The organism is Stappia stellulata (genome assembly GCF_020176715.1).
In the GTDB taxonomy this organism is placed as follows: Bacteria; Pseudomonadota; Alphaproteobacteria; order Rhizobiales; family Stappiaceae; genus Stappia.
In genome coordinates, this window is sequence record NZ_JAIVMF010000006.1 from 1 (window position 1) to 24,691 (window position 24,691).

At 64.8% G+C, this 24,691-nt stretch carries 23 protein-coding genes and 1 pseudogene; 6 read left to right on the forward strand and 18 right to left on the reverse strand.

Annotated elements, in window-relative coordinates:
* On the reverse strand, positions 1 to 461 hold a 461-nt coding region (locus tag LC092_RS09225; RefSeq protein WP_224806229.1), incomplete at its 3' end, for a transposase.
* A 106-nt stretch (positions 462 to 567) separates the two neighbouring features.
* Positions 568 to 1,788 carry a 5-aminolevulinate synthase gene (gene hemA, locus LC092_RS09230; protein ID WP_224806230.1) on the reverse strand — a complete coding sequence of 407 codons (1,221 nt, stop codon included), beginning with the start codon at positions 1,786 to 1,788 and terminating at the stop codon, positions 568 to 570.
* Between the two features lie 383 nt (positions 1,789 to 2,171).
* Here hemA and trpS point away from each other — a divergent pair, with 383 nt between their 5' ends.
* Positions 2,172 to 3,248 (forward strand): tryptophan--tRNA ligase, encoded by a 1,077-nt coding sequence (gene trpS, locus LC092_RS09235; RefSeq protein ID WP_224806231.1) that lies wholly within the window; start codon positions 2,172 to 2,174, stop codon positions 3,246 to 3,248.
* A 177-nt stretch (positions 3,249 to 3,425) separates the two neighbouring features.
* The gene (locus LC092_RS09240; RefSeq protein ID WP_318245915.1) at positions 3,426 to 3,920 is read left to right on the forward strand and encodes an MmcB family DNA repair protein; all 495 of its coding nucleotides are present in this window, start codon (positions 3,426 to 3,428) and stop codon (positions 3,918 to 3,920) included.
* A gap of 43 nt (positions 3,921 to 3,963) precedes the next feature.
* Here LC092_RS09240 and LC092_RS09245 read toward each other — a convergent pair whose 3' ends face one another.
* On the reverse strand, positions 3,964 to 4,515 hold the full coding sequence (locus LC092_RS09245; protein WP_224806232.1) for an ActR/PrrA/RegA family redox response regulator transcription factor: 552 nt from the start codon (positions 4,513 to 4,515) through the stop codon (positions 3,964 to 3,966).
* Positions 4,516 to 4,553: 38 nt separating this feature from the next.
* Entirely contained in the window at positions 4,554 to 5,981 is a 1,428-nt protein-coding gene (locus LC092_RS09250; protein ID WP_224806233.1) for an ActS/PrrB/RegB family redox-sensitive histidine kinase, read from the reverse strand.
* 254 nt (positions 5,982 to 6,235) lie between these two features.
* Between LC092_RS09250 and secB the strand changes: the two genes are divergently transcribed.
* On the forward strand, positions 6,236 to 6,727 hold the full coding sequence (gene secB, locus LC092_RS09255; RefSeq protein WP_224806234.1) for a protein-export chaperone SecB: 492 nt from the start codon (positions 6,236 to 6,238) through the stop codon (positions 6,725 to 6,727).
* Between the two features lie 534 nt (positions 6,728 to 7,261).
* On the opposite strand, the pseudogene LC092_RS09260 reads toward secB, so the two are convergent.
* The 14 genes and pseudogenes from LC092_RS09260 to LC092_RS09325 all read right to left on the reverse strand — a co-directional run.
* A pseudogene (locus LC092_RS09260) lies at positions 7,262 to 7,599 on the reverse strand (transposase); the annotation flags it as partial.
* A 125-nt stretch (positions 7,600 to 7,724) separates the two neighbouring features.
* Complete coding sequence (locus LC092_RS09265) at positions 7,725 to 9,827, reverse strand: methyl-accepting chemotaxis protein (RefSeq protein ID WP_224806235.1); 2,103 nt, start codon at positions 9,825 to 9,827, stop codon at positions 7,725 to 7,727.
* Between the two features lie 222 nt (positions 9,828 to 10,049).
* On the reverse strand, positions 10,050 to 11,027 hold the full coding sequence (locus LC092_RS09270; RefSeq protein ID WP_224806236.1) for an ABC transporter substrate-binding protein: 978 nt from the start codon (positions 11,025 to 11,027) through the stop codon (positions 10,050 to 10,052).
* A gap of 34 nt (positions 11,028 to 11,061) precedes the next feature.
* A complete protein-coding gene (locus LC092_RS09275) occupies positions 11,062 to 12,219 on the reverse strand; it encodes an ABC transporter permease (protein WP_224806237.1) in 1,158 nt (385 codons plus the stop codon).
* Positions 12,216 to 13,085 carry an ABC transporter permease gene (locus tag LC092_RS09280; protein WP_224806412.1) on the reverse strand — a complete coding sequence of 290 codons (870 nt, stop codon included), beginning with the start codon at positions 13,083 to 13,085 and terminating at the stop codon, positions 12,216 to 12,218. Before LC092_RS09280 ends, LC092_RS09275 begins: the two co-directional genes overlap by 4 nt.
* A 148-nt stretch (positions 13,086 to 13,233) precedes the next feature.
* Entirely contained in the window at positions 13,234 to 13,848 is a 615-nt protein-coding gene (locus LC092_RS09285; protein WP_224806238.1) for a hypothetical protein, read from the reverse strand.
* Positions 13,845 to 14,405: a hypothetical protein gene (locus LC092_RS09290; protein ID WP_224806239.1), complete on the reverse strand. Its 561-nt coding sequence runs from the start codon at positions 14,403 to 14,405 to the stop codon at positions 13,845 to 13,847. The genes LC092_RS09285 and LC092_RS09290 overlap by 4 nt, the downstream gene beginning before the upstream one ends.
* Positions 14,395 to 15,186: an ABC transporter ATP-binding protein gene (locus tag LC092_RS09295; RefSeq protein WP_224806240.1), complete on the reverse strand. Its 792-nt coding sequence runs from the start codon at positions 15,184 to 15,186 to the stop codon at positions 14,395 to 14,397. The genes LC092_RS09290 and LC092_RS09295 overlap by 11 nt, the downstream gene beginning before the upstream one ends.
* A gap of 47 nt (positions 15,187 to 15,233) precedes the next feature.
* Positions 15,234 to 15,983: a molybdopterin-dependent oxidoreductase gene (locus LC092_RS09300; protein WP_224806241.1), complete on the reverse strand. Its 750-nt coding sequence runs from the start codon at positions 15,981 to 15,983 to the stop codon at positions 15,234 to 15,236.
* Between the two features lie 5 nt (positions 15,984 to 15,988).
* Positions 15,989 to 17,446, reverse strand: a complete 1,458-nt coding sequence (gene hydA / locus LC092_RS09305) for a dihydropyrimidinase (protein WP_224806242.1) — start codon at positions 17,444 to 17,446, stop codon at positions 15,989 to 15,991.
* Positions 17,447 to 17,541: 95 nt separating this feature from the next.
* On the reverse strand, positions 17,542 to 18,798 hold the full coding sequence (locus tag LC092_RS09310; RefSeq protein ID WP_224806243.1) for a Zn-dependent hydrolase: 1,257 nt from the start codon (positions 18,796 to 18,798) through the stop codon (positions 17,542 to 17,544).
* A gap of 10 nt (positions 18,799 to 18,808) precedes the next feature.
* Positions 18,809 to 19,099, reverse strand: a complete 291-nt coding sequence (locus tag LC092_RS09315) for a cupin domain-containing protein (RefSeq protein WP_224806244.1) — start codon at positions 19,097 to 19,099, stop codon at positions 18,809 to 18,811.
* 8 nt (positions 19,100 to 19,107) lie between these two features.
* On the reverse strand, positions 19,108 to 20,604 hold the full coding sequence (locus tag LC092_RS09320; RefSeq protein WP_224806245.1) for a CoA-acylating methylmalonate-semialdehyde dehydrogenase: 1,497 nt from the start codon (positions 20,602 to 20,604) through the stop codon (positions 19,108 to 19,110).
* 106 nt (positions 20,605 to 20,710) lie between these two features.
* Complete coding sequence (locus LC092_RS09325; protein ID WP_224806246.1) at positions 20,711 to 22,036, reverse strand: aspartate aminotransferase family protein; 1,326 nt, start codon at positions 22,034 to 22,036, stop codon at positions 20,711 to 20,713.
* 401 nt (positions 22,037 to 22,437) lie between these two features.
* On the opposite strand from LC092_RS09325, the gene LC092_RS09330 reads away from it, so the two are divergent.
* The 3 genes from LC092_RS09330 (at position 22,438) to LC092_RS09340 (ending at position 24,678) form a co-directional block, all read left to right on the forward strand.
* Positions 22,438 to 23,124: a TetR/AcrR family transcriptional regulator gene (locus tag LC092_RS09330; protein WP_224806247.1), complete on the forward strand. Its 687-nt coding sequence runs from the start codon at positions 22,438 to 22,440 to the stop codon at positions 23,122 to 23,124.
* The gene (locus LC092_RS09335; protein ID WP_412103549.1) at positions 23,121 to 23,753 is read left to right on the forward strand and encodes a TetR family transcriptional regulator C-terminal domain-containing protein; all 633 of its coding nucleotides are present in this window, start codon (positions 23,121 to 23,123) and stop codon (positions 23,751 to 23,753) included. Before LC092_RS09330 ends, LC092_RS09335 begins: the two co-directional genes overlap by 4 nt.
* Before the next feature lie 106 nt (positions 23,754 to 23,859).
* The gene (locus tag LC092_RS09340; RefSeq protein ID WP_224806249.1) at positions 23,860 to 24,678 is read left to right on the forward strand and encodes a lytic transglycosylase domain-containing protein; all 819 of its coding nucleotides are present in this window, start codon (positions 23,860 to 23,862) and stop codon (positions 24,676 to 24,678) included.
* Positions 24,679 to 24,691: the final 13 nt, after the last annotated feature.

Here is a 24,691-nt window from a genome sequence, read left to right on the forward strand (position 1 = left end):
GCATTCGCCTTCAGGTGGGTGCTGTCCGTGTAAAGAACCGTGCCATCCACCAACCCATGAGAAATCGCCTGCTCGACAATGTGATCGAAGATGTCCTGGGCAACGCTCGCGTCGTTGTAGCGCCGCCGCCGGTTCTGGCTCAGCGTCGAGGCATCGAACACCTTGTCCGTCAGCTTCAACCGCAAGAACCAACGGTAGGCCACGTTCACCTCGATCTCCCGCACAAGCTGGCGCTCTGAGCGGATGCCGAACAGGTAGCCGAGGAACAAAGCCTTGAACATCAACGTCGGATCCAGCGGCGGACGGCCGTTGTCCGCACAATAAAGATCCGCAACACGATCATGAATGAACGAAAACTCGATCACCGCGTCAATCTTGCGCAAAAGGTGATCGGCGGGAACAAGCTGCTCAAGCGTCACCATCTCGAGCGCTGTCTGATCCGGGCCGGGCTTCTTCAACATAAAAACAATGAATCAAAAACCCCCGGCCAAAGCCAGGGGTTTGTCAGCAGTCTGACGCCGGCCCATCGGACCGGCGTTTCGTGTTTTCAGCGATGCGTGAGGCGCGTCAGGCGACGGCGCGGCTGAGCGCGCATTGCGACCACAACGCTTCCAGCGCCCGCACCAGATGCTCGATGTCGGCGTCGGTGTGCAGCGGCGACGGCGTGATGCGAAGCCGCTCGGTTCCCTTGGGAACCGTCGGATAGTTGATCGGCTGGATGTAGACGCCATAGCTGTCGAGCAGGATGTCGGAGAGCATCTTGCACTTCACCGGATCCTTGACCATCACCGGAACGATATGGCTGGGGTTCGGCAAATGCGGGATCCCGAGAGCGTCGAGCCGGCGGCGCAGCGTCGCGACGCGGTTGCGCTGACGGCTGCGCAGGGCCTCGCCATCCGCGGACTTGAGGAACTGGATCGACGCGCGCGCGCCGGCAGCGAGCGACGGCGGCAGTGCCGTGGTGAAGATGAAGCCGGAGGCAAAGGAGCGCACGAAATCGCAGAGCGCTTCGGAAGCCGCGATATAGCCGCCCATCACGCCGAAAGCCTTGCCCAGCGTTCCCTCGATCACGGTCAGGCGGTCCATCAGCCCTTCGCGCTCGGCGATGCCGCCGCCGCGCGGACCGTAGAGGCCGACCGCATGCACCTCGTCGAGATAGGTCATGGCGCCGTATTTGTCGGCGACGTCGCAGATCTCCTTGATCGGCGCGATGTCGCCATCCATCGAGTAGACCGATTCGAAGGCGACCAGCTTCGGGCGGCCCGGCTCGATCTCGGCCAACTGACGCTCCAGATCGGCGACGTCATTGTGCTTCCAGATCCGCTTTTCCGCGCGCGAGTGGCGAATGCCCTCGATCATCGAAGCGTGATTGAGCGCGTCCGACAAAACCACGCAGCCGGGAAGGCGCGCGGCCAGCGTGCCGAGCGCGGCCCAGTTCGAGACATAGCCGGAGGTGAATAGAAGCGCCGCTTCCTTGCCGTGCAGGTCGGCAAGCTCCTGCTCGAGCAGGACGTGATAGTGGTTCGTGCCCGAGATGTTGCGCGTGCCGCCGGCGCCGGCGCCGCAGCGCGTGATCGCCTCATGCATCGCATCGGTCACGACCGCATTCTGACCCATGCCGAGATAGTCGTTCGAGCACCAGACCGAAACCTCATGCGCACCGTCGCCGGTATAGCGTGTCGCCCTGGGAAACTGTCCGGCATGCCGCTCGAGATCCGCGAACACGCGATAGCGGCCTTCTTCGTGCAAACCCTCGATTTCGCTCCGAAAGAAGCTCTCGTAATCCATTCCGGCCTCCGGGACCTCGTGCTTCCGCCCTGACGGTTCGAACCGCCGTGTCGTTGCGCGCGCCGTGCAGCCGCGACTTCATTTCCTTGCAGTCTATATCGCAAAAAAACACATTTAGTGAATTGGGAATATACCGGAAGGGTCGAAACGACGCATCTGCGCGCCATCCAAGTGCCTCGACAGCATGACGCTTGCGCCGCGATTCGCATAGAAGCCCTGCGCAAGCCTGAGGATCCCGGACCTTCGGGGCGCATACCCCTTGCCTCTTTACGGCCGCTTCTTCATAAGTCCGCGCGGGAGGCGCACCGCAATCCGCGGTGCGTCCCCGCCGGCACATCCTGTTCCGGCGCCCATCCCAAAGGTCCAAACTGGGGGACTGTGTTTTGACCAGCTTTTCGCCGCGCGTGTTTTCGGGCGTCCAGCCCACCGGCAACCTTCACCTTGGCAATTATCTCGGCGCGATCTCGCGTTTCGTTCCGCTGCAGGACGAAATGCCGACCATCTATTGCGTCGTCGACCTGCATGCCATCACCGCAAAGCACGATCCGGCGACCCTGTCGCGGACGACGCGCGAAGTGACGGCGGCCTATCTGGCGGCCGGGATCGATCCGAAGAAGGCGATCATCTTCAACCAGAGCCAGGTCAAGGAGCATGCCGAGCTTGCCTGGATCTTCAATTGCATCGCGCGCATGGGCTGGCTGAGCCGCATGACGCAGTTCAAGGAAAAGGCGGGCAAGAACCGGGAAAACGCCTCGGTGGGTCTCTTTGCCTATCCGACCCTGATGGCCGCCGACATTCTGGCCTATCGGGCCACCCATGTGCCGGTCGGCGACGACCAGAAGCAGCATCTGGAGCTGACCCGCGACATCGCGCAGAAGTTCAACAACGACTTCGCCGAGCGGATTGCGGAGCTCGGTCTCGGCGTGCCCAACCCGACCCCGAGCCCGGAACTCCCCGACGAACTCTTCTTCCCGCTGACGGAGCCGTTGATCGCGGGACCGGCGACGCGCATCATGTCGCTGCGCGACGGCACAAAGAAGATGTCAAAGTCCGACCCGTCCGACCTGTCGCGCATCAACCTGCGCGACACGGCCGACGACATCGCCAAGAAGATCCGCAAGGCCAAGACCGACCCCGAGCCGCTTCCGGGCGAGCCGGACGGTCTGGACGGCCGTGCGGAAGCCGCCAACCTCGTCGGTATCTACGCAGCCCTTTCCGGCGGAACCCGCGAGACGGTGCTTGGCGAATACGGCGGCCAGCCGTTTTCGGTGTTCAAGCCGGCGCTCGCCGATCTGGCGGTGGAGAAACTCGCGCCGATCGCCGACGAGATGAACCGGCTGCTCGCCGATCCGGCAAGCATCGATGCGGTTCTCAAGGACGGCGCGGAACGGGCCGGCGCCATCGCCGAAACCGTGCTCAAGGACGTGCGCGCGATCTGCGGCTTCCTCGACTGCCGTTGACGTTCGAAGCCGCGCGGAGCTTCGGTTCCGCGCGGACACGCGTCCGTTTGCCTCTTTCGGGACGCCTTCGATTGCCTTGCCAAACGCCCAGCCTCTTGTCCTGACCGGCGCCCGCCGGTTAGACTGCGACTGAACAAACCATGAACTTCAGGCGATGCAGGACGAGGAGCGCAGGACATGATGGCGAACCGGATCGAGCTTGACCAGCCGCTGGTCGATGGACGTCAGTCCGAGATGGCGATCCGTGTCTGGCGCGGCGCGGCGCGCCTGCTGCGTGCGCAAGGATTCGCCTGTATCGGCGAACTGACGCTCGCTTCCGGACGGCGCGCCGATCTGGCGGCGCTCGGGCCGGGCGGGGATATCTGGATCGTGGAGGTGAAATCGTCGCTTGCGGATCTGCGTGCCGACGACAAATGGCCGGACTACCGCGCCCATTGCGACCGGCTGTTTTTTGCCAGTCACCCCGGCGTTGGCCTCGATCCGTTCCCGCTCGATGCCGGGTTCATTCTCTCCGACGGCTTTGGTGCGGAGGTGCTGCGCGAGGCGCCGGAGCACAGGCTGGCTGCCGCCCGGCGAAAGGCCGTGATGCTGCGGTTCGCGCAGGCGGCAGCCAACCGGCTTCATGACGCGCTCGACCCGGGGGTGCGCGCGATGTCTCTCGACCTGCTCTAGAGTATGATGCCTGCGCGGCGGATTGCCCCGTGGCGGCACGGGGTCAGCGCGGCGCGCGCTTTGCCAGGATGCGCTGCAGCGTGCGCCGATGCATGTTGAGCCGCCTTGCGGTCTCCGACACATTGCGCCCGCACAATTCGTAGACCCGCTGGATGTGCTCCCAGCGCACGCGGTCCGCCGACATCGGGTTTTCCGGCGGCGGCGCCTTGTCCCCGCCGGAGGACATGAGAGCTGCAAGCACGTCGTCCGCGTCCGCGGGCTTTGCCAGATAGTCGACGGCGCCGAGCTTCACGGCCGTTACCGCGGTCGCGATATTGCCGTAACCGGTGAGAATGACAATCCGCGCTTCGGGACGGCGCGCCCTGAGGGCTTCAACCACATCGAGGCCGCTGCCGTCCTCCAGCCGCATGTCGACGACCGCATAATCCGGGGCGTCGATGCGCAGCTTGTCGAGCGCTTCTCGCACGCTGTCGGCGGTCTCCGTGACGAAGCCGCGCTTTTCCATGGCCCGTGCCAGCCGCTGCTGAAAGGGGCGATCGTCGTCGACGATCAGGAGGGTTCCGAGTTCGCTATCCGTGCCGGGTTCGTCGCTCATTCTTGGCGCACCATCGTAATCGTTTCATCTGCACACTGTTATATGGAGCTTTCCGGGCGGGGCAATTGTACGTCCGTCCCTTCGGCTGCGGCAATTTCGCCTGCGCCATCATGCCACGTAACGGCACCTGCGCCACGACCGCTCTGCACGACCCCGCGCGGCCAGGCGATGCGCACCACCGCGCCGCGGGTCGGCGGCGTGCGGTTGCGCAGGCGCAAATCCGCCCCCGTGCGCTCCAGCAGCGTCTTGGCGATGAAGAAGCCGAGCCCCAGGCCACCGCCGGTGTCGCCCTGCCCGGTGCGTTCGTCGCGCGGGCCGCGGGCGGTCACATAAGGCTCGCCCAGCCGGGTGATCACATCGGGAGCAAAGCCCGTGCCGTCGTCGGCGATCTCGATGGTGAGCTGGCGCGCATCCCAGCGCCCGGTGATCGTCACCTTGCTCCTGGCAAAGTCGACGGCATTCTCCAGGATGTTGCCGAGACCGTAGTGGATTGCCGGATTGCGCATGCCGATCGGTTCCGCGCCCTCGCCTTGCATGTCGACGGCGATGTCGATGCCGAAGGCCCGGCAGGGTTCCACCACCTCCTCGATGAGATGCGACAGCGGCTCCCCGCGAAAATGCTCGTCGCGGTCGTCCGACAGCGAGGAGAGCTTGGAGAGAATGTCCCGGCAGCGCTCCGCCTGCGACAGGATCAGCGCCAGGTCGTCGCGCAGCGTTTCGGGCATGTCGGTCCCCTGCGGTGCGCGCTCCATGTCGCGCATCAGCTCCTTGGCCGTCAGATAGACGGTGGCGAGCGGCGTGCCCAGTTCGTGCGCCGCCGCCGCGGCGAGGCCGTCGAGCGCATGCAGGTGCTGCTCGCGCGCAAGCACGAGCTCGCTCGCCGAAAGCGCATCGGAAAGCTGGCGCGCCTCTTCCGCCACCCGGTAGGCATAGGCGCCCATGAAGGCGATGGAACACATGAGCGCGACCCAGACGCCGGTCGCATAGACCCGGGGGAGGTGGAAGGTCTCTTCCTCCGGCCAGGGCAGGGGCTGGTGAAAGACGGTGAGCAGCGAGGCGATCGCGGCGGCGAACGCGCCGAGCGCCAGCGTGTTGCGCGACGACAGCCCTGTGGCCGAGACCATCACCGGCGCAAGCAGCAGGAAGGCGAAAGGGTTGCCGAGGCCGCCTGTCAGATAGAGGAGGCCACCGACCTGGGTAAGGTCAAAGCCCAGTTGCAGCGCCGCCGAGCGTTCCGACAGCCGGTGCGACTGGGGGGTGCGCACCTTCACATAGATATTGAGCCAGGCGGAGGCGATCACCAGCGCCATGCAAGGAGCGAGCGGAAACGGATACCCGAGACCGTAGTGGACGACCAGCAGGGCCGCGCTCTGGCCGGCGATGGCAAGCCAGCGCAGCCGCACCAGCGTGTCGAGCTTGAGGCGACGGTGGGGCGAGCCGAGATCCGGAGTGTCGGTTTGAACCATGGCGTTTCCAGCGCATGCGTGGGGCGGCAGTTTGCAGCGGTTTTCGCCCGTGGGGACACCTGCGTCAATCAAACCTTGTGCAGCCTGTCTCCCCCATGCTAGCCACCCGTCGACGGGTTTGCAGGTCTCTCGCGTGAACCGCTGGACCTTGCGCGACGCAGTGGACGCGGCCGTGCCATCCTTGGCCTGGCCTGCCGAACGGCCGGACACCCGGATACGGGACCGATACGGCAAGACAACACAGGACACCGAAAATGACCGAGACGAACGACGCGGCCGCGGGACAGGCCAACGAGGGGGCTTCCGCTCCCGGCATGAGCATCGTCGCCCAGTACATCAAGGATCTTTCCTTCGAAAACCCCAATGCACCGGGATCGCTCCAGCCCAAGGAACAGCCCAAGCTCGACATCAACGTCAATGTCGCGGCCCAGCCGATGGGCGAGAGCCAGTATGAGGTGGTGATCACCCTCACCGCCAACGCCAAGACGGCGGATATGGCCGTTTTCGCGATCGAGCTGGTCTATGCGGGCCTGTTCCGTGTCACCGGCGTTCCGGAAGAGCACATTCATCCCTTCGTGCTGATCGAATGCCCGCGCATGCTCTTCCCCTTCGCGCGCAACATTCTCGCCGATGCCTCGCGCAACGGCGGCTTCCCGCCGCTGATGCTCGACCCGATCGATTTCGCCGCGCTGTACCGGCAAAACATGGGTCAGGCGAACGAGGCAGCGGCCCAGAAGCCGAACTGAGCCTGCCGAGCCTGAAGGGGCGGCCCGCACGGACGCCTTCTTGAAGCGAGATACGAAAAAGCCGCGGAGCGATCCGCTGCTTTGGCCCCCTGACAAACCCCGTCATTTTTGGCGGGGTTTTTCTTTGGCACGGGTTTGCGGTGTTTTTTTGTTCGGGAGGTCCGCCGGCGACGAGTCGCGCGGCCTTGCGCCGGTGTTGGGTGGGATTTTGCGGTCAGCGCCACTGCGATCTTCTTGATGTCTTGAGCGGTGGCGGCGAGGAGGCATTGCACCTGCACCATCCACAGACATCAAAACCGTGCGTGCGGTGACCGTGAAGCTGTTTGGCGTCGACGCGGTCGCGGTGATCGGCCCGGGCATGACGGTTGGGGGGGGGGGGCGCTGCGCCCTAGCGTTTGAGGTACAGGAGGCGAGACGCGGGCAGGCCTTGCAGACGGCGGGGCCGGAGTTGTAATGGCGGTATCCGTTCCGCTCGGTCGTGGCGTAGGCGGGCATTTGGCCGTCAGGGCAACGGTGGCCATCGACGGCGCCCTCGTCGGCGAACTGTTTCCTGCGCATCATGCCGAGCGCGGTGGTGTCGGCAGGCTTCAGCCGCAAGACCCAGCGATAGGCGACGTTCACCTCGATCTCGCGCAGCACCTGGCGTTTCGGCCGGACGCCGAACAGATACCCCACGAATAGGGCCTTGAACATCAAGGTCGCATCAAGCGCCGGGCGACCGTTGTCCGGACAGCAAAGCCCCTCGACACGGCCATGAATGACCAAAAAACGATCACCGCGTCGATCTTGCGAGGAAGGTGATCCTTCGGAACCAGACTGTCGAGCGTTACCATCTCGAGGGTCGTCCGATCCGGCGTCGCTTGTCTCAACATAGCTGAGTGAATCAAAAACCCCGGCAAAAGCCAGGGCTTTGTCAGCAGTCTGGCGAATGGCGCGCCCCCAAGGCGCGCCATTCGCTTTTTTCGTCGGGTTGGACCGTTCGCACGGGACGAGGCCGTCAGCTCGCTTCGCGGATCCCCGCGAGGAAGGACTCGACCTTCTGCCGCAGCCGCTTTTCCTCATTCTGCAGCGCCTCCGCATCCTGGCGAATGCGTAGCGCCACGCCGCCGGTTGTCCGCGCGGCTTCCGACACACCGGCGATATTGCGTGAAACGTCCTGCGTGCCGGCGGTCGCTTCCTGAACATTCATGGCGATCTCGTTGGTCGCAGCCCCCTGTTGCTCGACACTCGCGGCGATGCTGCCGGAAATCCGGTTGATCTCCTCGATGGTGCGCGAAATCTCACGGATCGCACCCACCGCACCATCGGTTTCCGTCTGCACTTGCTGGATCTGGGTGACGATCTCATCGGTGGCCTTGGAGGTCTGGGTGGCGAGCTCCTTGACCTCGGCTGCAACGACCGCAAAGCCCTTGCCCGCCTCGCCGGCGCGCGCCGCCTCGATCGTGGCGTTCAGCGCCAGCAGGTTGGTCTGTTCGGCGATGTCGTTGATCAGTTTCACCACCTCGCCGATGCGGCTCGCAGCGACCGACAGGCCCTCGATCTTGGTGTTGGTTTGCTTTGCCTGCGACACCGCGCTTTCCGCGATATCGGCCGAGGTGCGCACCTGACGCGAGATCTCGGAAACGGAGGCGGACAGTTCCTCGGCGGCCGCCGCAACGGTACCGACATTGGAGGATGCCTCTTCGGAAGCAGCCGCCACCGCCGTGCTTTGCGCACTGGTGTTTTCCGCCGCGCCGGTCAACTCGCCGGCGGCAGCGTTCAGGTTCTCCACGGAGTGAGCCACCGATCGCAAGAGCTGCGCGGCCGAGGCATCGAAGTCGCTCGTCAGCCGGGCGACCTGTTCCGCGCGGGCAATTCGGCGCTTCTGCTCATCTTCCTGCTGGGCCGACAGGGCTTCCGCCTGCGCGGAGTTTTCGCGGAACACCTCCAGCGCCTTGCCGATGCGGCCGATCTCGTCGGCGCGGTCGGCAGTGTCGATGTCCACATCGTAGTTGCCATCGATCAGCGCCTGGATATGCTCCAGCGTGCGCTCCACTGGCCTGCGGATGATACGTTGGCCAACGATATAGAGTGCCGCGCCGACCCCGATGAGCAGAACCAAGCCGACCCCGACGACCCACATCACGATGGTCTGGGACGCCGCATGCAGGCTCGACAGCGGCACGCTGACGAGAACCGACCAAATCTGGCCCGTCTCGCCGATCTTGACCGGAATGACCATGCGCATCACGTCCTCGCCGAGCGCGCGGGACCAGCCGGTGTAGTCGAGCGCCCGTCCATCGGAGATCGCCGCCAGAGCCCGATCGAGGCCGGCGACCTCGTCATCGGCAAAGGCGGCGCGGAACGGTTTGCCGATCAACGAGGTGTCGGGATGCGCAACCCAGGTGCCGGCCTGCGACACGAGCGTGATCATGCCCGTATCGAGCGGCTTGATCTGCGCCAGTTCCTCCGAAAAACCGGTGGCGAAGACGTCGATGCCGGCGACACCCATCACCTTCGCGCCCAGCATGATCGGAGCGGACATGGACACGCCGATCGCGGTGTCGTTGCCGACAGGCCAGGTATAGGGTTCGGTCGCAAACAGCTCGCCGGTGCGATAGGTGTGATTGAACCACTCCTTGTCGGGCGCATCGGTGATCTCGCCCGTCGGACGATGTCCCAGCGACTCGTCCGGCTTGCGGAAGACATAGGGCCGCCACTGGCCGGTCGCGTCGTGCCAACTGTCGGCGTTGGCGAATTCGGCATTGCGGCCGTCAAGCTCGTCGGTGATGACAACGCCCCAGGCGCCCGAGAGGGTCTTGTCGCCGCGGACCTTCTGTTCGATGACCGCCGTCCAAGCCTGACGATCGGTCACGCCCTTGGCCTTGAGCGCGGTGAAGGTCTGCGCCAGACCTTCCGTGGTGGTCAGACCCTTTTCGAGCTGACGACGAATCGACTGCGCTTCGCGCTCGCCGACCGCCCTGGCCTCGCCAATGGCAATGTCCTTGGCGATACGCGAGGATTGCCAGGCAATGATGGAGATACCGCAGACAAGCGTCAGGAACAGCACAAGGCTGCTCGTGACGACGAGCTTTATCGTGATTGACGCATTCTTGAACATGGGGGCATCCGGTCGCTATTGGGCTGCGCCGGTTTCCACCCGACGCCTCTCAACACCGCTACGTTGCGTCGCCATAACAAGTGGTAAATGGCAACCTGTATTCTTGCCCCGGCCCTTCTTTCCAAAAAAATTTAGCGATGAATGAAGTATTTTTGGTTGCAATCACGCTCACGGCGCAGGATGTGATTGCACACCCTGCGCCGTGAATTGTCAGTACACTTCCTACATCTTGTCGGTCACCACGGTTGTGGTGGCGCCTTCCGGCTCCTTGGTGATCACCGGATCCGACCCGCCGCTGAGAAGCGTCATCACCGTGCGCTGGTAGTCCTCCAGGTCGAGGGTCCCGTCGGTGCCTTCGGTCAGCTTGTTGATCTCGCGCACCATGCGCCGCTGATGCTTCTCGGTCTGGGCACCGGTCGCATCGTTTTCCAGAACGATATCGGCGGCCTCGTCCGGGTTCTCGCGGGCATAGTTCCAGCCCTTCATCGAGGCACGCACGAAGCGGGCCATCTTGTCGACGAAGGCCGGATCTTCGAGGTTCTCCTCCAGAACATAGAGCCCGTCCTCCAGCGTCGCGGACCCCTGCTCCTCATACTTGAAGACGATCAGCTCCTCCTCGGGAATGCCCGCATCGATCACCTGCCAGTATTCGTTGTAGGTCATCGTCGAGATGCAGTCGGCCTGCTTCTGCAGGAGCGGATCGACGTTGAAGCCCTGCTTGAGCACGGTCACGCCATTGTCGCTGCCGTCGGTCGGAATGCCGAGCTGGCTCATCCACGACAGGAACGGATACTCGTTGCCGAAGAACCAGACGCCGAGCGTGCGCCCGCGGAAATCCTCCGGCTTGGTGATGCCGGTTTCCTTCAGGCAGGTCAGCATCATGCCCGACTTCTTGAACGGCTGGGCGATATTGACCAGCGGAACGCCGCGCTCGCGGCTGGCAAGGGCCGAGGGCATCCAGTCGACAACGACATCGGCGCCACCGCCGGCGATTACCTGCGGCGGAGCGATGTCCGGTCCGCCCGGCTTGATGGTGACGTCGAGACCTTCCTCTTCGTAGAAGCCCTTGTCCTGCGCCACGTAATAGCCGGCGAACTGGCCCTGCGTGACCCACTTCAGCTGCAGCGTGACCTCGTCGGCCGCCTGAGCCGGCCCGAGGACCAGGGCCATAGCGGCCGCGGCTAGCAAAGTCTTTCTCATGTCCTACTCCCTCTGGTTTCGGCCCCGCCGTCCGTTATCCCCGGACTGACGGATGCCAGAAGGTGACGACCCGTTCCACGAGCGCCACCAAGCCGTAGAAAAGCGATCCGGCGAGCGCCGCAACGGCAATCGACGCCCAGACCATGTCGACATTCATGCGCCCGACCTCGGTGGAAATGCGGAATCCCATTCCGACGATGGGCGTGCCGAAGAACTCCGCAACAATGGCCCCGATGAGCGCAAGCGTCGAGTTGATTTTCAAGGCATTGAAGATGAAGGGCATTGCCATCGGCAGCCGCATCTTGATCAACGTCTGGCGGTAGTCTGCCGCATATGTGTGCATCAGGTCGTGCTGGATGCGATCCGCTGCGGCAAGACCCGTCACCGTGTTCACCAGCATCGGAAAGAACGTCATGATGATGACGACGGCGGCCTTCGACGGCCAGTCGAAGCCGAACCACATCACCATGATCGGCGCCACGCCGATGATCGGCAGGGCCGACACCAGGTTTCCGATGGGCAGCAGCCCGCGCCGCAGGAACGGAACCCGGTCGACCAGAATGGCGACCACGAAGCCCGAGCCGCAGCCGATGGCGTATCCGATGAGCACGCCCTTGAGGAAGGTCTGCTGGAAATCCTTCCAGAGAATGTCGGGAGAGGCCAGCAGGCGGACCCAGACCTCGGAGGGCGGCGGCAGGAGCACGCGCGGCACGGCGAAGCCGACGACCAGCAACTGCCAAAGGATCAACAACCAGATGCCGAAGGTGAGCGGGATCGCCAGCGCCACGAGCCGCCGCAACGCCGGATCGCGCGGCTCCAGCGCCGCCATTTCCTCCACGCTCAGCCAGGCCATCGCCCAGGCGACGACCAGATAGGCCCAGAACCCCGCTCCCGCATCGCCCGCGTGCGGCGTGATCAGCCCGATCAGGGCAAAGGCGAGCGCATAGGACACGCCGCCGAGCCCGATGCAGGCATAGACGCGACCGACCCGGGCAAACCGGTAGGCCGCAAGCAGCACGATGGCCGCCCCCACCGCCAGCGCGAGCGATGGCGTGTCGATCAGGTCGAGCCGAAGGCTTTCACCGCGGATGACCGGAAGCAGGATCGCCACCACGGCGAGGCCGAGCGCGCCGGTCGACAGGATCCCGGCGACGGGGCTCTTCGCGCTTGCACGTTGTGCAACAGATGTCATTGTGCCATCCCCATTCGCTTGAGAGCACTCCGCTCGGCCAGCCCGATCAGCGACACCAGCGCCGCGGCGAGGACCGCAGCGACGATCAGCGCCGACCAGATCTGTACGGTCTGACCGTAGTAGGAGCCGGCGAGCAGGCGCGCGCCGAGCCCGGCGACCGCGCCGGTCGGCAATTCGCCGACGATGGCGCCGACAAGGCTCGCCGCAACGCCAACCTTCATCGAGGCGAAAAGATAAGGCGCAGCCGACGGCAGGCGCAGCTTCCACAGCGTCTGCGACGCCGATGCCGAATAGGTCTTCATCAGGTCGAGCTGGATGATTTCCGGCGAGCGCAGGCCCTTCACCATGCCGACGGTAACTGGAAAGAACGACAGATAGGTCGAGATCAGCGCCTTGGGCAGAAGACCCGAAATCCCGATCGCGTTCAGCACCACGATGATCATCGGCGCGATGGCGAGGATCGGGATCGTTTGCGACGCAATCACCCAGGGCATCAGGCTCTTGTCGAGCACACGGCTGTGCACGATCCCGATGGCGAGCAGGATGCCGAGCACCGTTCCCATCAGGAAACCGAGCAGCGTGGAGGAAAGCGTGATCGAGCTGTGATAGACGAGGCTGCGCTTGGAGGTGATGCTCTTTTCCGCCGTGGTCTCCCAGATCTCGACCGCAACTTGATGCGGCGACGGCAGCACCGGACGGTCCTGCGCCAGCGTATCGGTGACGAGTTGGACGATGGAAACGTCCTCCACACCGCCGCGCTTGTAGATGTCGCGCTGGAACGGCGTGTTGAGCAGCACGGCGGCGAGATACCAGCCCGCCAGCAGCACGGCGACCACGACAAGGACAGGTCCGGCGGTGCCCGACATCAGTCCGGCAAAGGGGGAGCGGGCCAGGGGAGAGAGGGTCGCTGATGTCATGTCCGCACCTCCGCTCGGGCGTGTGGCGCACCAACCGCCTTGCCGGATGTCGACACGGTGCGCTTGCGGGACCGGCCGAGGATTCGGCTGTACCTCTTCATGCGGGCTCTCCCTGCTGTTTGAGCCAGGTTTCGATTGCTTCCATGAGGACCCCGGCTGCCGCGGGACCGAGCGCGGCGCCCAGATAGACCGTCTCGCCATCATGATCGAAGGCAAGCGCGCCATAGCGACCGAGTGGAATCCCGGCACCGTCTTCCTGCGGGGTCTCCGGATCGCCGGTAATCATGTTGCGCCGAAGATTTCGAATCAGGTCCGCGTGGTAGTGGCGGCTGACGCCGACCCAGGGGAGGATCACCCGCTTGGTCAGGATGCCGTCGCGCAGGATCACCACCTCGCGCCCGACAAGCATCCAAAGGAAGGCCGCAGCGGTTGCGACCCATCCACCCGCCCAGACCACGCACCACACACCGATGAACATCGCAAAGACCGCCGGCCCGGCGAGCGAGCCAAGAAAGGCGAAGAACGACACGACGCCGGCAAAGGTCCACGCCGCCAACCAGACCCCCAGAAAGACCACGACCGGGCCCGGGCGACGCGAGGGAATATCGATGCGCGTTCCAACGTCATCGGAATAGACACATACGCGACCGAACTGGAGCGTGTGTCCCGCCTGCGGCACGTCATTGCGCGAATCGAGCGACGTCGCGGTCATTCCTCGCGTCCCCGTTCCATCCGCTCCAGAAGCACAGTCCGCACGGCCCCGGCCTGCTCCAGCGAGATGCCGGACACCAGGCGCCGGGACGCGCCGTCGGCGGTCTTCACGTCGAGACCGTAGCCCGGCCAGTCGACCGGTTTGGTCTTGGCCTTGCCGTATTCCGTCTGGCCCATCGACACACTGGCGAGCTCGCTGAAGGGCCACCGCCGCGTCGGAGCGAGCGGCACGGCGCCAAGGCCGGGCAGCACCAGCATCGAGGTTGCCTCGACGTCCGATTGCCGGATCTTCAGCAGGACCGTTCCAAAATTCGCCCGTGCGAGCTCATAGAGCATGTAGCCGAGCAGACCGGCCATCGCGAGGGTCACGATATCGAGATGCGACGCGGCATAGGCCGCCGTCGCGACGGCGAGAAAGACGACGGGAATGCCGGCCACCACGGTGGCGATCGGCCTTTGATGCGAGGCCACCGTGAACCGCTCGACGTCGCCGTCGCGCGTCCGCGTCATCTCGGTCGCCCGCCAGCCGATCCCGAACCGCATGGTCTCAGTCATCATAGGAATGCCCCGCCCTGAGGCCTTCGCGCACCCGGTGGGCGATTTTCAGGAACTCCGGCGTTTCGCGGATGTCGAGCGTGCGGTCGCGCGGCAGGTCGCTTTCGATCACGTCGTAGATACGGCCGGGTCGCGGACACAGCACGACGATCTTGGTGGAGAGGAACACGGCTTCGGGAATCGAGTGGGTGACGAAGACCACCGTCTTGTTGGTCTTGTCCCACAGCTTCAGGAGCTGTTCGTTGAGGTGATCGCGGACGATCTCGTCCAATGCGCCGAAGGGCTCGTCCATCAGGAGCAGGTCGGGATCGAAGGAGAGCGCGCGTGCGATGGAGGCGCGCTGCTGCATGCCGCCGGAAAGCTGCCAAGGGTACTTGCGCTCGAAGCCGGCGAGATTGACCAGCTCCATGTTCTTCCTGATGCGCTCCTCGCGCTCCGCCTTTCCCATGCCCATGATCTCGAGCGGCAGCGCGATGTTGTCGGAGATGGTACGCCAGGGATAAAGGGCGGCGGCCTGAAAGACGTAGCCATAGGCGCGCTTCAGCCGCGCCTCGTCCGGCGTCATGCCGTTGACGGAGATCGATCCGCCGGTCGGCTGCTCCAGATCGGCGATCACGCGCAAGAGCGTGGTCTTGCCGCAGCCCGACGGGCCGATGAAGGAGACGAACTCGCCCTCGCCGATGGCGAGATCGATGTCGGAGAGCGCGTGGACGGGACCGTCGTTGGTCTCGAAAGTCAGCGACAGGTTGGCGATGTCGATGACTGTATCGGCGTTTGTTGACATTGACTCTCTTCCCTTGGGTGCCGCTCCGGCGACGGCCGCGGCCCTCGTCATTGCTGCCCCGCGCTGAGATCGGTGTTTTTGTCCCCAACGTCACCGCCGGACGATGTCCCAAGCGAACGCCGGGCGTCATATTTCCTCATCGCGCGACGAAACAGAAAGGCGTTTGGAGCGATCAGGGGACGATACAGGTATCTCAGGATCCACCCCGGCACCCCGGACCCGCGTTCCTCGAGGGCGACACGCCCCCTCGGGTGGACGAGAAAGCCGAGACCCGGAGGGCGGAAATCGCTCTGCTCCCTGACGAACTTCAGTTTGGCGACGTGTTTGGCATTCTTGTAGCCATAATGTGCCGGAGCCACGAGACGCAGCGGCGCGCCGTGCTCAACCGTGAGCGCCACTCCGTTCAAACGGTCGGCGAGAAGCACATCCGCGGCGCGCAGGTCCTCAAGCGGGAGGGACGTCGCGTAGCCGTCTTGGCACGTCACGATAACGACGCGCGCCGCCTCCCCGATGCCCGCGACCCGGTCGATCTCCGCCAGCACATCGGCAAGCAGATACCCTTCCCAAACAAGGCCGGTACAGGACCATGAGGTCACGCAATGAAAGTCGCTGACCTGGCTTGTTCTCCGGACATGGGGCAGCAGGTCTTCCAGACGCACCTCCCGCTCAACCTCGCCACAGATCCGAACGCCGACCTCCCCGGCGTCGTCGGGAAACCGGTGCGCGAAGGGTGTCAGGCCAAACCTGGGGAAATCCCGCCTTCGTCGCTGTCCGACCGGAAGGGATGTCTCGCCCATCGCGATCAAACGCCGGTTGCCGGAATGCCGGTGCGCTCCACCTTGCGCGGCGCGGTGAGTTCTTTCCAGGTCGACAGCGCCCTGTTCACCGCCTGGAACGGCGTGCGCTTGACGAACTGGCCGTGGCCCTGCTTTTCGATGACCTTGCCGTCCGCGAAGCCGACGCGGCCGCGGGTCAGCGTGAAGCGCGGCAGGCCCTTCACATGCTTGCCCTCGAAGACGTTGTAGTCGATCGCCGAGACCTGATTGGCCGCCGTAATGGTTTTTTCCTTCGCCGGATCCCAGACAACGATATCCGCATCGGCGCCGACCAGGATCGCGCCCTTTCTGGGATAGATGTTGAGGATCTTGGCGATGTTGGTCGAGGTCACGGCAACGAATTCGTTCATCGTCAGCCGCCCGGTGGCGACGCCATGGGTCCACAGCATCGGCATGCGGTCTTCCAGACCGCCGGTGCCGTTGGGGATCTTGGTGAAGTCGCCGACGCCGTAGCGCTTCTGTTCGGTGGAGAAGGCGCAGTGGTCGGTCGCAACCACCTGCAGCGTGCCCGCCTGAAGGCCGGCCCAGAGGCTGTCCTGATGCTTCTTGTCGCGGAACGGCGGCGACATCACGCGGCGTGCGGCGTGGTCCCAGTCGGGGTGGCGGTATTCGCTGTCGTCCAGCGTCAGGTGCTGGATCAACGGCTCGCCGTAGCAGCGGATGCCGTTCTGCTTGGCCCGGCGGATCGCCTCATGCGCCTGTTCCGACGAGGTGTGCACCACATAGAGCGGCACGCCGGCCATGTCGGCGATCATGATCGCGCGGTTGGTCGCCTCGCCCTCGACCTCGGGCGGACGGGAATAGGCATGCGCCTCCGGCCCGTTGTTGCCTTCCGCCAGAAGCCGCGTGGAGAGATCGGCGACGACATCGCCGTTTTCGGCATGCACCATCGGCAGCGCGCCGAGGGCCGCACAGCGCTGGAAGGAGGCGAACATCTCGTCGTCCTCGATCATCAGCGCGCCCTTGTAGGCCATGAAGTGCTTGAAGGTGTTGATGCCGCGCTCGTGAACGACGGTCTCCATCTCGTTGAAGACCTGCTCGCTCCACCAGGTGATCGCCATGTGGAAGGAGTAATCACAATGGGCCATCGTCGACTTGTTGTCCCACATCTGGATGGCTTCCAGCAGGGACTGCTGCGGTGCGGGCAGGCAGAAGTCGACGACCATCGACGTACCGCCGGCAAGGGCGGCCTTGGTGCCACTGTCGAAATTGTCGGTCGAATAGGTGCCCATGAAGGGCATTTCCAGATGCACATGCGGGTCGATGCCGCCCGGCATGACATAGCAGCCGGTGGCATCCAGCACCTCGTCGCCGGAAAGGTTCGGGCCGATCTCGACGATCTTGCCGCCCTCGACCTTGACGTCCGCCTCATAGGTCAGGTCTGCCGTGACGACAGTTCCGCCCTTGATCACTTTGCTGGTCATGGCTTGATCCCTCTGTCTGGTGTGTCCGCGAGGCCTCTTGTCGGACCTTTCGGTTGTCTAGGGGGCGGCGCGCCAATCGGCGCGCCAAATGGTGTTCATTCCGCGATCTCCGCCGCGTCCAGCACCGCGTGCAGCAGCACGTCGGCGCCGGCGGTGGCCCAGTCCTTGGAAATCTCCTCCGCCTCGTTGTGCGACAGGCCGTCGACGCAGGGGCACATGATCATCGCCGTCGGCGCGACGCGGTTGATCCAGCAGGCGTCGTGACCGGCACCCGAGATGATGTCCCGGTGCGAATAGCCGAGCCGTTCCGCCGCATTGCGCACGGCCTTGACGCAGGTCTCGTCGAAGGTGACGGGATCGAAATGGCCGACGGATTCAATCTCGACGGAAAGGCCCAGTTCCTCGGCGATCTTCGGGGCCTTGGCCTCGAATTCCGCCTTCATGCCGTCGAGCGTGTCCTGGTCGGGCGAGCGGAAGTCGATGGTGAAGACCACCTTGCCGGGAATGACGTTGCGCGAGTTGGGATGGACATCGCAATGGCCGATGGCGCCGACCGCGCGCGGCTGGTTCTTCATCGCGATCTCATGCACCAGCTCGGTCATGCGCGCCATGCCGAGACCGGCGTTCCTGCGCATCGGCATCGGCGTGGAGCCGGTGTGGCTGTCCTTGCCGGTCACCGTCACCTGCAACCACCACAGGCCCTGGCCGTGGGTGACGACGCCGATGTCCTTGTCCTCCGCTTCCAGGATCGGCCCTTGCTCGATGTGCAGCTCGAACATGGCGTGGATCTCGTCCTTGCGCGATCCCACCGGCTCGTCGCCGACCCAGCCGATCCGCTTCAGCTCGTCGCCGAACTTCTTGCCGTCCGCATCGACCCGGTCATAGGCCCAGTCCTCGTCGTGCATGCCGGCGAAAACGCCGGAGGCAAGCATGGCGGGCGCAAACCGCGTGCCTTCCTCGTTGGTCCAGTTGACGACGACGATCGGCCGTTTGGTCTTGATGTTGAGGTCGTTGAGCGTGCGGATCAGCTCCAGCCCGCCGAGAACGCCGAGGACGCCGTCGTATTTGCCGCCCGTCGGCTGCGTGTCGAGATGCGAGCCGACATAGACGGGCTTTGCGTCGGGATCCGTTCCCTCGCGGCGGGCAAACATGTTGCCCATCGTGTCGACGCCCATCGACATGCCGGCCGCGTCGCACCACGACTGATAGAGCCTGCGGCCCTCGTTGTCGGCATCGGTCAGCGTCTGGCGGTTGTTGCCGCCGGCAACACCCGGTCCGATCTTCGCCATCTCCATCAGGCTGTCCCACAGCCGGTCGCCGTCGATGCGGATGTTCTTTCCAGGTGCGCTCATCACGCCTCTCCTAACTCTTGAGTTCGACTTCGACGAAGCTCATCGGAGCATCGCCGCCGTTGACGACATTGTGTTCGACCCCGGCGGGACGGCGGTAGGCCGCCCCTGCCGGCATCTCCACCCGGCGGGCCGCGCCGCCGGGCTCCTCCAGCAGGAAATGACAGTCCGTCACGGGCGTCACGACATAGTCCATGTCGTGACGGTGCCAGCCGGTCTCCGCGCCCGGCGCGAAGTCCCAGCGGGTGACGCGCACCCGCTCGTCGTCGACCAGCACCTCAGATGTGGCGGAAGGACGGGTCATCGCTGCCGTCAATCCATGTTCGGGAAGGTGTAGACCGCCCCGTCCTTGATGCCGGCGGGCCAGCGGGTCGTGACCGTCTTGAGCCGGGTGTTGAAGCGCACGCCCTCCTCACCGTAGATCGAATGATCGCCGAACAGCGAGCGCTTCCAGCCACCGAAGGAAAAGTAAGCGACCGGCACGGGGATCGGCACGTTGATGCCGACCATGCCGACCTCGATGCCGTCGGCGAAGGCGCGGGCGGCATCGCCGTCGCGGGTGAAAATCGCCGTGCCGTTGCCGTATTCATGCTCGTTGATCAGCGACAGGGCTTCCTCGTAGCCCTTGGCGCGCACCACCGAGAGCACCGGACCGAAGATCTCTTCCTTGTAGATCGTCATGTCCTTCGTGACGCGGTCGAACAGCGTGCCGCCGACGAAATAGCCGTTCTCATAGCCCTGAAGCGTGAAGCCGCGCCCGTCAACCAGAAGCTCCGCGCCTTCCTTCTCGCCCTGGTCGATGTAACCCAGCACCTTGCGCATGTGCTGTTCGGTGACGACCGGGCCCATTTCGGCATCCTTGTCGGTGGCCGGGCCGATTTTCAGCGCCTGCACGCGCGGGATCAGCTTTTCCACCAGCCGGTCGGCGGTTTCCTCGCCGATGGGAACGGCAACCGAGATCGCCATGCAGCGCTCGCCGGCGGAGCCGTAGCCCGCGCCCATCAGGGCATCGGCGGCCTGGTCCATGTCGGCGTCGGGCATCACCACCATGTGGTTCTTGGCGCCGCCCAGCGCCTGGACCCGCTTTCCGTGCGCCGTGCCGGTGGAATAGACGTATTCGGCAATCGGCGTGGAGCCGACGAAGGAGAGCGCCTTCACGTCCGGGTGGGTCAGGAGCACGTCGACGGCTTCCTTGTCGCCATGCACGACGTTCAGCACGCCATCGGGGAACCCGGCCTTCTGGAAGAGATCGTAGACCACCATCACGGCGGAGGGATCGCGCTCGGACGGCTTGAGGACGAAGGTGTTCCCGCAGGCAACCGAGATCGGATACATCCAAAGCGGCACCATCGCCGGGAAATTGAACGGCGTGATGCCGGCGACGACGCCGAGCGGCTGGCGGTCGGAATAGCTGTCGATGGCCGGACCGACGTTGCGGGCGAAATCGCCCTTCAGCAGATGCGGGATGCCGCAGGCGAATTCCACCACCTCGATGCCGCGCGCCACTTCGCCCAGCGCATCGTCATGGGTCTTGCCGTGTTCGGCGGAAATCGCGCGGGCGATGTCGTCGGCATGGGCGGACAGAAGTTCCTTGAAGCGGAACATGCAGCGTGCCCGCTTCGCCGGAGGCGTGTCGCGCCAGGCCGGGAAGGCCGCCTTGGCCGCGGCAATCGCCTCGGCGACTTCGTCGGCGGTCGACAGGTGCAGCGTCGCGCTCTGTTCACCGGTGGCGGGATTGTAGATCGCGGCCGTGCGGGCGGAACGGGAGGGGGCACGTGTGCCGCCGATGGCATTTTCAATGACTGTCATGTTCGGTTCCTGGTCCGTGGCCGGGCCGAAATCTGCCGCCCCGCCATCGTTTCGTGTGAGCTTGCGCAGGCCGCACCGGTGACCGGTGCGGCCTGCGGTCCGGGATCTAGTCCAGGGCTTCCAGAACGGTGCGGAGGGTATCGACCAGCCGGTCGATCTCGCTCTTCTCGATGATCAGCGGCGGCGACAGCGCGATGATGTCGCCGGTGGTGCGGATCAGGACGCCGGCCTCATAGGCATTGAGGAAGGCGGTGAAGGCCCGCTTCGTCGGCTCACCGGCCATCGGCTCCAGCTCGATCGCGCCGATCAGGCCGATGTTGCGGATGTCGATGACGTGGCGCGTGCCTTTCAGCGAATGCAGCGCGTCGGCCCAATAGTCCTCAAGCTCGGCGGCGCGGGTCAGGAGCCCCTCTTCCTCATAGGTGTCGAGCGTGCCGAGCGCGGCTGCGCAGGCCACCGGATGACCGGAATAGGTGTAACCGTGGAAGAACTCGATGAGGTGTTCCGGCCCGGTCATGAAGGCCTGATGCACGTCGCTGGAACAGAACACAGCCCCCATCGGAATGACGCCGTTGGTGATGCCCTTGGCGGTGGTGACCAAGTCCGGCACCACGCCGAAATGATCGACCGCGAAGGGGGAGCCCAGGCGTCCGAACCCGGTGATCACCTCGTCGAAGATCAACAGGATGCCATGCTGGTCGCAGATCTCGCGCAACCGCTTGAGATAGCCCTTCGGCGGGATCAGCACGCCGGTGGAGCCGGCAACCGGCTCCACGATCACCGCCGCGATGGTCGACGGGTCATGCAGCTGGACGAGACGGATGAGTTCCTCGGCATATTCCGCGCCATTGTCCGGCTGGCCGCGCGAGAAGGCGTTGCGCTCCAGATCGTGGGTGTGGCGAATGTGGTCGACGCCGCCGAGAAGCGTGCCGAACATCTTGCGGTTGGCGACGATGCCGCCGACGGAAATGCCGCCGAAATTGACGCCGTGATAGCCGCGCTCGCGGCCGATCAACCGGGTGCGGGAGCCCTCGCCGCGAACGCGGTGATAGGCAATCGCCATTTTCAGCGCCGTCTCGACGGATTCGGAGCCGGAATTGGTGAAAAACACATGGTCGAGCGGCGAGGGCATCAGCGCCGACAGGCGCGCGGCCAGCTCGAAGGCATGCGGATGACCCATCTGGAAGGCCGGCGCATAGTCGAGCTCGGCAATCTGGCGCTGCACCGCCTCGGTGATGCGGGGCCGCGCATGACCGGCGTTGCAGCACCACAGCCCGGCCGTACCGTCCAGCACCTGACGACCGTCGGCGGTCTTGTAGTACATGCCCTCCGCGCCGACAAAGAGGCGCGGGTTCTTCTTGAACTGGCGGTTTGCCGTAAACGGCATCCAGAAGGCGTCGAGATTGTTGCTGGTCAGCGCCGGCTGCGACATGGGTCCTCCGATCGCCCGCGCTTTGTTCCCGGCGGGCGCCCTGTTGTCTGTGATGCGATCGGCTTCGCGACAGGGCGCGGGACAAATCCCGCGCGCACGGCCGCTTGGTGCCGGCACGAAGCCTAGCACCGCCCATCGTTCCCCGTCTTCCCGCGCGTCGCGACCTTGCACAGCATGACAGCTTGCGCGCCGCACAGGCAGCTCCCGCACCGGAGCGCGAGGGCTGAAATCTGGAAGGTCGCGGCCGTCGGTCTTGTTGTTTTGTGCCGGCGGTCCGTCTCATGTTATCCATTGCGTCAGGCCAAAAAACCTGACCAAATGGTCAAAATGAGCCTAGGAAGGCTTGACCACATGGTCAAGATCAATTTTTGGCTGTTGTGCCGAATTGGCGATCAGGGACGATGCGCGCCAGGGACAAGACACAGAAGAGCGCCGTTCGCGAAGAGAACGAACGCGCCATCCTCAAGGCGGCCGAGGAGGTCTTCGCCGAACGCGGCTTCCGGGGCGCGACCACCGGCGTGATCGCCGACCGCGCCGGCATCCCCAAGGCCAACCTGCATTACTACTTCCCGACAAAGGAAGCGCTCTACCGCCGCGTGGTGGAGCACATCTTCAATGTCTGGCTCGATGCGGCCAACACCTTCGACGAGAGCGACGATCCGGTCGAAGCGCTCACCGCCTATATCTCGGCGAAAATGGACATCTCCCGCGCGCATCCGATGGGGTCGAAGGTCTGGGCCAACGAGATCCTGCACAAGGCGCCGGTGATCCAGGACTATCTGGAGACCACCTTGCGCGACTGGACCGCATCGCGGGCCGCCGTCATCGACCGCTGGGTGACGGAGGGCAAGATCGCGCCGGTCAACGCCCGCTACCTGCTCTACATGATCTGGGCGACGACCCAGCATTACGCCGACTTCAATCACCAGATCGATACGCTGAACGGCGGCACGCCGTTGGACGATGCCCAGTTCGAGGACGCCAAGAAGACGGTGATCGGCATCGTCCTTGCCGGCATCGGCGCCAAACCGCCCGCAGCCCCCTCCCCTGCGCCCGCGCCGGCCGAACCCGCGCGTGCGGAGGCATGAGCGTGGACGACCAGCCGCGGCGCACACGCATTCAGGAGAGAAACCGGGCGCGCATCCTGGAGGCGGCGCTCGGGACCTTCGCCCGCTTCGGCTATCGCGGCACCCGTGTCGACCAGATCGCCAGCGACGCGGGCATGTCGAAGTCGAACCTGCTTTATTATTTCGGCTCCAAGTCGGAGATCTACAAGGCGGTGCTCGCCGGCCTGCTGGACCGCTGGCTCGCCCCCTTGCGCACGCTTGACCCCGACGGCGACCCGCGCCGCGAGCTGACGGCCTATATCGAGCAAAAGCTGCGCTTTTCCGCCAACGAACCGGAAGCCTCGCGCCTCTTTGCCAATGAGGTGATGCAGGGCGCACCGATGATCCGCGACGTGCTCGAGGGGCCGCTCAAGGCGCTTGTCGAGGAAAAGGCGGAGGTGCTGCGCCACTGGGCGAAGGCGGGAAAGATCCGCGACGTTGATCCCTATCACCTGATCTTCCTGATCTGGGCGACGACCCAGCACTACGCCGATTTCGCGCCGCAGATCGAGGCGCTGACCGGGTCCGGCATTCACGACGACCGGTTTCGCAAGGGCGCGCTGGAAACCCTGTCGGCGCTTCTCCTTGAGGGGCTCCTGCCCCGCGCTTGATCTGAACGCCCGCGCGGGTCATCCTCAACAGACACAGTCGCGCGTGCGCGGCCGACCCTTGACTGCGCACGCCCGAGCGCGACGCGCCAAGCTTGCGAGGATACCCATGCGTGGTTCTCAGATTCTTGTCGCCGGCGCCCTGTGTCTCGGCCTCTCCCTCGGCGCGACCGGCGCGCTGGCGGCCTCCTGCGGCAACACCGCGCAGGGTTTTCCGGCCTGGCTTGCGGATTTCCAGCGCAAGGCGGTGGCGTCGGGGGTTTCCTCCAGAACGGTGAAGGCCGCGCTCGGCGGTCTGCGCTACAACACCAAGGTGATCCGCCGCGACCGCAACCAGAAATCCTTTAAACTGAGCTTCCAGCAGTTCCTGGCGCGCCGCGCGCCGCCGAGCACCATCGCGATCGGCCGCAAGCGGCTGCGCCAGCATGCGGTCGTGCTCGACCGGGTGGAGCGCAAATACGGCGTGCCGAAGGAAATCATCGTCTCGATCTGGGGGCTTGAGTCGGGCTTCGGTCGCTTCATGGGCGACATTCCGATTTTCTCGTCGCTGGCCACCCTTGCTTACGACTGCCGGCGGTCGGCATTCTTCACCAACGAGCTTATGAGCGCGCTCCGGATCGCCGACCGCGGCGCCATGAGCATTCGCGACATGAAGGGCGCCTGGGCCGGCGAGATCGGCCAGACGCAGTTCCTCGCCTCCAGCTATGAGCGCTTTGCAGTCGATTTCGACGGTGACGGCCGGCCCAACCTGATCCGCAGCAAGCCGGACGTCTTCGCCTCGACGGCGAACTTCCTGCGCCGGCATGGCTGGCGCAAGGGCGCTGACTGGTCGCCGGGCACGGCGAACTACGGGGTGCTGCGCGACTGGAACCGGGCGGAGGTCTATCGCAAGACCATCGCCTATATGGCCACGCAGCTGCGCAACTGACCGGCGCGTCTTC